At 66.4% G+C, this 10,332-nt stretch carries 10 protein-coding genes and 1 pseudogene; 10 read left to right on the forward strand and 1 reads right to left on the reverse strand.

The window, feature by feature from the left end; translation table 11 throughout:
• The 4 genes from H531_RS13680 to H531_RS0111465 form a co-directional block, all read left to right on the forward strand.
• Positions 1-414: RNA-guided endonuclease InsQ/TnpB family protein (locus tag H531_RS13680; protein WP_022799467.1), on the forward strand; the 414-nt coding region annotated here is incomplete at its 5' end.
• A gap of 130 nt (positions 415-544) precedes the next feature.
• Complete coding sequence (locus tag H531_RS0111455) at positions 545-2,338, forward strand: cellulose biosynthesis cyclic di-GMP-binding regulatory protein BcsB (RefSeq protein WP_245540689.1); 1,794 nt, start codon at positions 545-547, stop codon at positions 2,336-2,338.
• Positions 2,325-4,184, forward strand: coding sequence for a glycosyltransferase family 2 protein (locus tag H531_RS15160; protein ID WP_022799469.1), 1,860 nt, complete (start codon positions 2,325-2,327; stop codon positions 4,182-4,184). The genes H531_RS0111455 and H531_RS15160 overlap by 14 nt, the downstream gene beginning before the upstream one ends.
• Positions 4,138-5,460 carry a hypothetical protein gene (locus tag H531_RS0111465; protein WP_022799470.1) on the forward strand — a complete coding sequence of 441 codons (1,323 nt, stop codon included), beginning with the start codon at positions 4,138-4,140 and terminating at the stop codon, positions 5,458-5,460. The genes H531_RS15160 and H531_RS0111465 overlap by 47 nt, the downstream gene beginning before the upstream one ends.
• 370 nt (positions 5,461-5,830) lie before the next feature.
• Here the strand turns inward: H531_RS0111465 and H531_RS0111470 are convergent, their stop codons facing one another.
• On the reverse strand, positions 5,831-6,592 hold the full coding sequence (locus tag H531_RS0111470; protein ID WP_022799471.1) for a hypothetical protein: 762 nt from the start codon (positions 6,590-6,592) through the stop codon (positions 5,831-5,833).
• Positions 6,593-6,621: 29 nt separating this feature from the next.
• Here H531_RS0111470 and H531_RS14335 point away from each other — a divergent pair, with 29 nt between their 5' ends.
• From H531_RS14335 to H531_RS0111500, 6 genes and pseudogenes are all read left to right on the forward strand, one after another.
• Positions 6,622-6,843, forward strand: coding sequence for a hypothetical protein (locus tag H531_RS14335; RefSeq protein ID WP_245540690.1), 222 nt, complete (start codon positions 6,622-6,624; stop codon positions 6,841-6,843).
• Between the two features lie 254 nt (positions 6,844-7,097).
• A pseudogene (locus H531_RS15165) lies at positions 7,098-7,634 on the forward strand (M23 family metallopeptidase); the annotation flags it as partial.
• Positions 7,635-7,781: 147 nt separating this feature from the next.
• Entirely contained in the window at positions 7,782-8,237 is a 456-nt protein-coding gene (locus H531_RS14950; protein WP_051130704.1) for a lamin tail domain-containing protein, read from the forward strand.
• Positions 8,238-8,469: 232 nt separating this feature from the next.
• Positions 8,470-9,027 (forward strand): LemA family protein, encoded by a 558-nt coding sequence (locus H531_RS0111490; RefSeq protein WP_022799473.1) that lies wholly within the window; start codon positions 8,470-8,472, stop codon positions 9,025-9,027.
• A gap of 3 nt (positions 9,028-9,030) precedes the next feature.
• Positions 9,031-10,065 (forward strand): DUF3137 domain-containing protein, encoded by a 1,035-nt coding sequence (locus H531_RS0111495; RefSeq protein ID WP_022799474.1) that lies wholly within the window; start codon positions 9,031-9,033, stop codon positions 10,063-10,065.
• 111 nt (positions 10,066-10,176) lie between these two features.
• Positions 10,177-10,332, forward strand: a 156-nt coding sequence (locus H531_RS0111500) for a DUF4277 domain-containing protein (protein WP_022799475.1), incomplete at its 3' end; no start/stop codon positions are given.

Genomic DNA, 10,332 nt, shown 5'->3' on the forward strand with positions numbered 1-10,332 from the left:
AAGTACGATGGGCTGTGCATCGAGGACTTGAACCTGAAGGGGATGGCGAAAACCAAGCTTTCCCTTTCGGTTCTGGATGCGGCCCTAGGTGAGTTTAGGCGGCAGTTGGAGTACAAGAGCCTCTGGTACAGGAAGCACCTGGTGGTGATTGACCGCTACTTCCCCAGCAGCAAGCTCTGTAGAGAGTGCGGAGCCATCAACCAAAACCTTGCCCTCTCAGACAGGGTTTGGGCCTGCGGGTGTGGGGCGGTGCACGAACGAGACCTGAACGCGGCCCAAAACATCCGGGCTGAAGGAATCCGCAAGATTCCCGTCGCCGTGGGGCACACGGAGACGCAAAACGCTTGGGGAGAGGGCGTAAGACCTACATATCGTAGGCTGTCCTCGTCGAACCAAGAATCCCACCGGCTTTAGCCGTGGGAGTGTCAATGGAATCTTCTATGGGCTTCTTCTTTTCGCCTTGGTCCCGTGCGAAGGACAAGGGGAGAATACCGCCTCCCCCCAGGTGGGCACCGTCTCCAAGCCCTTGCCCTTGCCGCCTTTTTTGGTCGAGCTTGCCTGGGCCGCCCCGGTCTGGCAGCGGTACTCCCTTACCCTTGGGGCGCTCGGGTATAGGAACGGGGCAGAGCTTACCGGCGCCGAGGGCGAGGCCACCCTCTTCCTTCCCGTGAACCCCGGCCTCGAGCCCGAAGCTCTGGAGCTCAAGCTGGCCTTTTCCCCGGGGCTCCCCCAGGGCTACCTGGAGATCCTCTCGCAGGGCCAACCCGTTTTCCAGGCTGCCCTGCCCGCCACCTCCCTCCGCGTCCCCCTAAAGGGCGTGGGGGTGCAAAACGGCCTTTTGACCCTTCGGCTTCGCACCCGGTTCCCGGCTCAGGACCTTTGCGCCGCCCAAGGGCTCTTCCGCGTGCAGGTCCTTCCCGAAAGCCAACTCCTCCTCGCTGGCCGGCCCACGCCCCCCGAAACCCTGGCGGCCTTCCTTCCCCCCTATGTGGAGCGGGTGGTGGTCTACCTGCCCGAGCCCCCGCCCCGCGAAGCGGCCCAAGCCGTCCTTTGGCTCGCGGGTTTCCTGGCGCGGACCTACCCGGGGCGGGTGCCGGAACTCCGCCTCGAGGCGCCCCCCAAGGCCCCCCTTGAGCCCCATCCCTTCGTCCGCCACGTGGTCTGGCAGGAAGGCCTCGGCGCGAAACTCGAGGGTTTCGCCCTCTACCTGGGCAGCCTCCAGGAGGCCGCCCGCCTCTTCCTGGCCGAGCCCGGCCTCCCGAAGGCCCCCTTCCCCGGGGAGGCCACCGAGGCCCTCTCCCTTAAGACGCCCGAGGAGCTTGGACCCAGGGTGAGCCTGGCCGCGCTCGGCTACGGCCCCAAGCGGGTGGAGGGGTTCGGTGTGCTGACCGCCTCCTACGCCTTCGCCCTGGCCGACCTTGGACCGAAGCGTCGCCCCGTGGGCCTAAGGCTCCGGGCCGTCCACAGCCCCGCCCTTCCGGAAAGGGGCTATGCGGAGCTCCTCCTAAACGGGGTGGCCTTCCATGCCGAGCCCTTGGAAGGGACCCTTCTGGACCTCTACGCTCCCGTGCCCGCCCCCCTCCTGGAGCGCAACAACACCCTGGAGGTGCGCTTCCGCTACGCTCCCGCCGAGGGCCAGTGCACCTATGGCGCCCTGCCCTTTACCGCCACCCTGGACCCCGCCTCCTACCTGGTCCTCGAGGGGGGCGAAGCCCTTTCGGGACTGGACGCCTTCCCCCAGGCCCTGCTTCCCAAGTTCTGGGTTTACCTTGAACCTTTGGACCGCTTCAAGCTCGGGCTCGCCGCCCGCCTGGTCCAGGCCCTTCAGGAGACCACCCGAACCCCCCTCCTTCCCGAGATCGCCTCCGCCCCCGACCGTGCCCCCCTCCTGGCCGTGGGCGGACCCAATCTGCCCCAGACCCTGGGGGCGCCCCTCCGCACCCCCGGGTTCCGCCTTGTGGACAGCCGGGGCACCCCCTGGCTGGTGGTCCAGCCGGAAGGTCCCTACGCCGCCCTTCAGGCTTTTTCCTGGAAGGAGGGCCCCGTCCTCCTCCTCAGCCATACCAACGCCAGCGGGGAGATCTTGGCGCCCTTCCTGCAGGAGGCCCTCAAGGAAGGCTGGTTCGCCCTCCACGGGGAGATCGCCCTCCGCGGCCCCTCAGGGCCCCTCTTGACCTTTTCCCTTTCCAAAAGCGCCCTCCGGGTCCAACCCTTGCCCGAAACCCCGGGGAGCCTCCTCGCCCGGTACCGCAAGGAGGTCTACCTGGCCCTAGCCGCCCTCGCCCTCCTTTTGCTGGTGGCCCTTTACCCCAAGGTAGTGCGCCGTGGAAAGGCCTAAACTCGGCGAGTTCCTGGTGGCCCGAGGCCTCCTCAGCGAGGAGCAGCTCTCCCGGGCCCTGGAGATCCAACAAAGAAGCGGGGAGAGGCTCGGCCGCATCCTTCTGGCCTTGGGCTACCTCCGGAGGAAGGAGCTCTACCAGGCCCTCTCCGAGCTGTGGGGCCTCCCCTTCGTTCTCCTCACCGAGGAGCGGCCCGACCCCAAGCTCCTGCGGCGCTGGCCCCTCGAGGAGGCCTTAAGGCACCGGGCCATCCCCCTGCGGGTTCGCCAAGACGGCACCCTCCTCGTGGCCGTAAACGACGCCCCCTCCCCTGCCCTAAAGGCCGCCCTTAAGGCCCACCTGGGCGAGGCGCACCCCCTCTTCCTGGTCACCACCGATTGGGACGTGGACTGGGCCATCCGGGAGTTCTACCGGGAGGGCCTTCTGGACCGGGCGGTCTACGCCCTCTACTACCGGAGCCCGGAGGAGTCGGCCTACACCGTCTTCACCCCGGGCCAGTACCTGGCCTTGGCCGCGGGCCTATTGGGAACGCTCCTCGGCCTCTACCTTTGGCCCAGGGAGACCCTGATCCTTCTGAACCTCCTGGTCAACGCCTTCTTCTTTGTGGGCGTGGCCTTCAAGTTCGGCGTGAGCCTCGCCGGGGCCCTGGCCGAGCGCCACGCCCCCGTGACCGAGGAAGAGGTCCGGGCCCTAAAGGACGAGGAGCTTCCCATCTACACCATCCTGGTCCCCGTGTACCGGGAGGCCAACGTGGTGGGCCTCCTGATGCGGAACCTGGCAGGGCTGGACTACCCCAAGGAGAAGCTGGAGATCCTGGTCCTGGTTGAGGAGGACGACCCGGAAACCCTCGAGGCGGCCAAGGCGGCCCGCCCTCCGGCCAATGTGCAGTTCGTGATCATCCCCAACGGCCAGCCCAAGACCAAGCCCAAGGCGTGCAATGTGGGCCTCCTCTTTGCCCGGGGGGAGTACCTGGTCATCTACGATGCGGAGGACCAGCCGGAGCCGGACCAGCTCAAAAAGGCGGTGGTGGCCTTCCGGAAAGGCCCGGAGCACAGGGTGTGTGTACAGGCTGCGCTGAACTACTTCAACTGGAACGAGAACTTCCTCACCCGGATGTTCACCCTGGAGTACTCCTACTGGTTTGACTACCTCCTCCCGGGCCTGGACCGCCTCGGCCTCCCCATCCCCCTCGGGGGGACCAGCAACCACTTCAAAACGGAAAAGCTCCGCGAGCTTGGCGGCTGGGACCCCTTTAACGTGACCGAGGACGCCGATCTCGGCATCCGGGCGGCCATGCGGGGCTACACCGTGGGCGTGGTGAACTCCACCACCTACGAGGAGGCCAACAACCACGTGGGCAACTGGATCCGCCAGCGCTCCCGCTGGATCAAAGGGTACATGCAGACCGCCCTGGTCCACAGCCGTAAGCCCCTCAGGCTCCTGAGGCGGGTGGGCCTGCGCCAGTTCCTAGGCTTTTTCCTCCTCATCGCCGGAACCCCCCTCACCTTCCTCCTTTCCCCCCTCCTTTGGGGGCTTTTCCTCCTTTGGCTGGTCACGGGAACTCGGGCCCTGGAACCCTACTTTCCCCCCTTCGTCCTCTACCTTGCCCTGTTTAACCTCCTCCTGGGGAACGCCTTGGCCATCTACCTCAACATGCTGGCGGCGTTTAAGCGCAGGCTCTACGCCCTGGCGCCCTTCGCCCTCCTCAACCCTGTCTACTGGACCCTCCACAGCGTGGCCGCCTACAAGGCCCTGGTCCAGCTCTTCACCAAGCCCTTCTACTGGGAGAAAACCCTCCATGGCCTCAGCAAGCAGGAAGCGTCCCACCTGGAGCCCGCCCCTTGAGCTAGGGCTGGGCCTACTCCTGGCCCTGCCCGCCGGCATGGCTGCCCTGGGGCTAACCCAAGAGGGCTACCTCAGCGATCTCCACGCCGCGTACCTGGCCAAGGTGTACCTGACCCTAGACCGCGGCCGGTTGGAGTTCCTGGGCTTCAGTTACCCCCCCCTGCCGCTTCTCCTGCTCCTCCCCTGGCCCTCCCCGTGGGCGCCCCCCATCCTGGGCACCATCGTTTTGGGTTTGGGCTTTGCCCTCCTCCTGGCCGAGGTCAAAAGGCGGGCCGGGATCCTCCCCTTGGTTTTGGCCGGGGGCTTTCTGCTTTCCCCCTGGCCCATCCACCTCCTCGCCCAGGACTTCGCCCAGGTCCTGGGCCTCGTCCTCCTGTGGTGGGCCTGGACCCTCTACTTGCGCTGGCTGGAAGAGGGCCTATCCTTTTTTCTCTTCGCCTCCGGGCTTGTGCTGAGCCTCGCCGTCTACGCGACCCCCTTCGCCCTTCCCTTGGGGGTGCTCTTCGCCCTGGGGATCGGCCTCCTCCGACGGATGGAGCCTCGAGCCTGGGCCGCGGCCAGCCTGGTCCTCCTCTTCCCCCTCCTCTTCACCACCCTGGCCTGGACCTACCTAGGCTGGCTCTTCACAGGTGGGGGGATCTCCCTCTATAGGGCCCTGCCCCAGGAAACCCCTCCCTTGGGAGAAGTCTTCCTGGCAAGCCCCGCCTACGTGGCTGGGGGCCTCTTCCTCTTGGCCCGCGTCCGGCCAGGACTGCTCCTTTACCTGGCGCCCCTTTTCGTCCTCCTCGCCCTGACGCCTCTGGGCTTTGGCTACACCCTCCCTGTGGCCACCGCCCTCCTCCTCCTCTTCCCCCTAGGGGGTTTGCACTGCCTTGCCCCGAAGCCGCACCTCCTGGGAGCCACCCTGCTGGTTGCCCTTCTCCAGGCCGTGGCAGGCTGGGCCCTTCTAGAGCCCCTCAAACCCCCCCCGGACCCCCTGGAGCGGGCCATCGGCCAGACCCTGGCCCAGGCCCCGCCCCGATCCACCCTGGCCGACGACCGGGAGAGCTACCGCCTCCTCGCCTGGGCAGGGACGGCCAGGCCCTTTGTGCTCCCCGCCGACGCCGGCTTCCTCCTGGCGCTTTCCGCCCCCCAGGCCTACGTGAGCCGCGTACTGGTCTGCCCGGGCGGCGGAGCGCTCCAGCCCCGCTACGGCCAAGGAACCCCCCCTGGGTTTAGGGAGGAGTGGCGGTACAAGGGCTGCCGCCTGCTGAGGAAGCGGGGAGAGCCCCCCTGACCGTAAACCCGCCCCCTTGACCCAAGGCGCGCCCTGGCCCTGTACCTCTGGGGTAGGGCTTTGGATGGCCCAAAGCTCAGAACCCCGCGCAGCTTGGCCTCGAGCGAAACTGGCGGTCCCGAAATGCCTTCGTGGGTTGCCTCAGAGCTCCACCCCAGCCGTCTTCAGGGTCAGCCAAGCTACCTTGCGCACCCGGCCACGGCTGAGGCTGTGGATCCGCAGCATGAGGCACGCACTCAGGCCTAGGGGTCGTCCCCTTGGGGCCAGAACCTGGCCCTTCCACGATGTAGCGCTTCTACCCCACCTTGGAGGCCTCGAGTTAGCCCCCCGGGCCGGAGGCCCTCCTTGGGCAGCGCGTTACGCTCACTCTTCAGCGCTTCGGCGGAAGGGTGCGGCTGTAGCTTCGCGGCAGGGCCGAAACGCTGTTCAGGATCTCCTCCTCGTGCCGCAAAAGCCAGCTCCTCACCTCGGGAGGCGCGCTCTCCATCAGCCAGCGCTTGGCCTCCGCCCCCCGCCCGATCACCAGGGCGTTCAGCCAGTGACCCAGGGCGCTTCCCTGCATCCCCGGGAGGTCCCTCGAGGCCCGAGCCTTCAGGAAGTCCTCGCGGTACGCCTTCATGGCCTGCAGAGCGGGTACGGGGAACTTCCGGGTGACCTCGTGGAACACCAGGCCGTCGTAAGCGTAGACGCGGTAGACCCCGGGGGAGTAGGCGAAGGGCAGGTCCCCAAAGTAGGCGTACACCCCAAGGGCGATGAGCTCCCCCCGGCCGTCCCCGTCCAGATCCCGCACCTCCCGGATGCCCCCGTCCCCCCACTCCTGGTAGAGGAGGTTGCGGAGGCCGCCCTCTTGGGTGAAGAGGTAGTGCGTGGTGCAGCAGTGGGCGCCGCCGGAATACCCCGTGAGCAGGAGCTCCTTGGGGGGGCTTCCGGTCACCTCCACCAGGGAGGCCTCCAAGCGGAAGTCCCGGACCTCAACAAGGGTGCGACCGGCCAGGAGGATCCGCGCCACCTGTTCCCCCTCGTTTTCCTCAATGCGCAGGCTGTAGCTTCCCCAGGCCAGGGTCTGCAAGGGCTTTTGCGCCAGACCGAGGGAACCCAGAAGCGCCAGCAGGGTCAGAACCCAAGCGTTCATGGCTCTAGTCAATTATAGGCCTAGTTTAAGTGGATGCCCGCACCTCCCTTACCCTCAGGAGCACCTTAGGCCCCGCGGCTACAATTTTGACCCTAGGTCATGGGGGGAAGACCCTGCCTACGGGGCATGCGGATTGCGATGGGGAACTGCTGCGCCACCAGACCCCCGAGGAGATCCTTCGCGATCACCTCTATCCCGAGCGGGAGGGCATAGACGCCGCCCTGGAGTGCGCTGCCTTCCTCGCCGACTAGCGGGAGGTGACCGTCTGAAGCTCTTGGTGGAGGTGAACCTCACGCCGAGCTGGGTGGAGCCCCTCCGGGAGCGGGGCGTGGAGGCGGTGTAGGGGTCGGCCTTTGGCCCCGGACGAGAGGCTCCTCGAGGCCGCGGCCGAGAGAGGTTAGGTGCTGCTGACCCACAACGAGGAAGTATCCTGAAGTCGGAGCCGTTTGTCCCTTCATGGGCCTTCTTTAGTCACTTTGACGTTGAGGACATGAGGGAGGGAAGGATGCTGTTAAGAAGCCGCTGGCGCTTACTTGCGTGGCCTTTGCTCTCTTTGGTCGGACTCTCCGCCTGCTCACCAGGTTCGGGACCGGCGTCCAAAACGCCCCCTTCTCCGGTCCTAGCTTCCCCTTTCCAAGGGGAGTTCCGCGTCACCAATGTCAGCGATCATGAGTACCCTTTCCAGTTCAAGGACAGCAACGGCTACCTCCTCAGTTGGTGGGGGGAGAAGCTTCCCGGGGTGGACGGGCATCAGGGATACGACTTTCCCATGCCAGAGGGCACGCCTCTTCTGGCGGTCTATGACGGTGAGGTGACGTTCGCAGGCTGGGAAAACCCCTTCTACTGCCCTCCCCTGGACAAGACGGTATCCGGCCTAGGCGTTGTGCTACGCCATCGCCTACCGAGTGGAGAGGTGTTTCTCTCCATCTACGCCCATATGAGCGAGGTGCGGGTCAAGGTGGGTGACCCGGTGCATACGGGACAGGTCCTGGGCCTTTCCGGAAACACGGGATGCAGTACGGGACCCCACCTGCACTTTGAAATGCGTCGGGCTAAAGGGACGGAATGGCCTGTTTTTGATCCTTATGGCTGGAGCGGGGAAGGGGAGGACCCATGGAGCAAGCACCCGTCTGGCGTTTCCAGCCATTGGCTATGGGCGGAGGGAAAGGCTCCCCCTCTTTTTTCTGAAGTGAGCCTTCCCCCGAATCCACAGCCCACGGACCGCGCCCCGGTGGCGATCACAAGGGTCCGCTACATGGGGGCCAACGACGCCAAGAACCCGAACAACGAGTTCGTGGACATCACCGCAGATCCTCGCTTCGCTACGGCTCCCGTTTCCCTAAAGGGATTCCTCCTCAAGAACAAGGTTGGAGAAGCCTTCGCTTTCCCAGACATCGCTCTGGAGCCGGGTTCGTCCATCCGGGTGTACACCGGTCCGGGCAACCCGAGCGCGGAAGCCCTGTTCTGGGGGCGAACCCGGCCGGCGTGGGACAACTGGGGCGACTGCGCCCAGCTGGTTTATCCTTCCGGGGCTCGCTACCTCCTGGGCTACCGCTCGGGGTGTGCATCGGCACAGGGTCTTGGGATTCGCGCCAGCGAGGAAGCAAGCGTCCTCCGAGACGCCCACAACCTTCCCCTCCCCTAACTACCCCCTCAGCACCCGCTTGTACCAGACCTCGAGGGCCCACACAGAGCCCGTGGAGGGGCCTTGGGAAGCCTGCCCCTTTTGGCCATCACTTTAAGGAAGGCGCCCCGCGCCCGGGAGAACTGAACCCCTTTCACCCCCGCTCTCTAGGCTCTTCCGCAGGGCCCCGCTGCGCAAGGCCTTGTTTCCGCGCAGGGTTCCTTACGCGACCCGGCGTGTAAAATGGGCCCAAATGGGCATGATCCTCTGGGTGCCGGTCCTTCTCCTCGTCCTCCTGGCCGTCTGGGCCTACAACACCGTGGTGGCCCGCAAAAACCAAGTGGAGAACGCCTTCGGCGCGGTGGAGGCCCAGCTCAAGAAGCGCCGGGACCTCATCCCCAACCTGGTGGAAGCGGTGAAGCAGTACATGGCTTACGAAAAGGACCTCCTGGAGAAACTCACCCGCCTCAGGGAGGCCCTGGAGGGGACGAAAGACGCCGAGGAGGCCCTCCGCCTCGAGGGCGAGCTCTCCCGGGCCCTCGCCGCCCTTCGCCTCCGGGCCGAGGCCTACCCCGACCTCAAGGCGAGCCAGAACTTCCTTCAGCTCCAGGCGGCCCTCACCGAGGCCGAGGACTCCATCGCCGCGGCAAGGCGCTTCTACAACCAGGCGGTGACGGAGTACAACAACGTCCTGGAGCAGATCCCCTTCGCCTTCTTCGCCCGCGCCCTGGGCCTTTCCCGCAAGCCCGTCTTCACCCTTCCCCAGGAGGAGCGCGAGGCGCCCGACCTCAGAGGGCTCTTCGGAAGGTGAGCCGTGCCCCTGGAGGCCTTGGAGGCGGAGAGGCGGCGGACCCTCCTCCTTGCGGGGGGCTTCCTCCTCCTCGCCGTGTCCCTGCCCGTGGGGGCTTTGCGCTTGGGCCTGGACCCTGGGCTCCCCCTCTTCCTGGCCGGCCTCCTCTACCTGCCGGCCCACCTCCTGGTGCGCGGCTTCAAGGCGAGGGTCAAGCGCGCCTTGGTGGGCCCTGTGGCCGAGGCCCTGGGCTTCCGTTACTCGCCGGAGGGCGGCTTCTCCCGGGAGGAGGCCCTGGCCTCCGGCCTCTTCCCCTCCCCCGACCGCTACGAAGCCGAGGACCTGGTGGAAGGGGAGGTGGGGGGTATCCCCTTCGCCTCCTCGGACGTCGCCCTCTACCGCAAGGTGCGGACAAAAAACGGCTCCCACTACCAGAGGTTCTTCGGGGGCACCCTCTACCGCTTCCGCCTCCCCTTCCCCGTAGAGGGGGAGGTGCGCCTCGCCCCTCAGGGCAGGGGAAAGGGGGTGGGGGGGCTTACGGGGCGGACGCTTCTCCTCCTGTACGGCTTCATCGCCTTCTTCGCCCTCTTCGCCGCCCTGGTGCCCGCCGAGAACCGGGATGGCCCTTGGTGGGTGATCTACGCGGTGCTTGCCCTTTCCGCCCTCCTGCCCCTCCTCTTTTGGCTCCGCTCGCAGAGGGGGGAGCTGAAGCGGGTGGCCCTGGAGAGCCCGGAGTTTGAGCGCCTCTTTGACGCCTACGGGGAGGACCAGGTGGGGGCGAGGAAGCTCCTCACCCCAGCGGTCCAGGAGGCCCTGGTGCGCTTCCGGCGGTACCTCGGAAAGCCCCTTTGGGCTGCGGTGAAGGGGGATGCCCTGTGGCTCGCCGTGGAAGGAAAGGATCGCTTTGAACCCTCGCTCTTCCGGCCCCTTACCCCCGGCTTGGTGGCGGCCCTAGCCCACCGGGCCAGGCGGGAGCTTTTGGAGGCCGGGAGGGTGGTGGAAGCCTTCCGCCTGGAGGAGGCCAAGAGGAAGTATCGGGGATTAAGTCTGGAAGGATAGGGTCAAGGGGCGTGCTTATGGCCCCCACGTCCTCCCTGGGGATTCTTCCTTAATCCCAGGCACCTTTACCCGATATTCCGCACCCCTCTTCCTTGGCCTTAGGATTTTGGGATGGAAACCACACCCGACCTACAGGTGTACGACCTCGGCCACCTGGGCCTGGTGGCCAGCATCGTGGACCGTATCGGGCTGGTCCCCCTGGTGGACGAACGGGTGGGCCCCCGCCCGGGGGAAAAGGTGAGCACGGGGGTGGCCCTGAAAGCGGCC

It is taken from the genome of Thermus islandicus DSM 21543 (assembly GCF_000421625.1).
Classification (GTDB): domain Bacteria; phylum Deinococcota; class Deinococci; order Deinococcales; family Thermaceae; genus Thermus; species Thermus islandicus.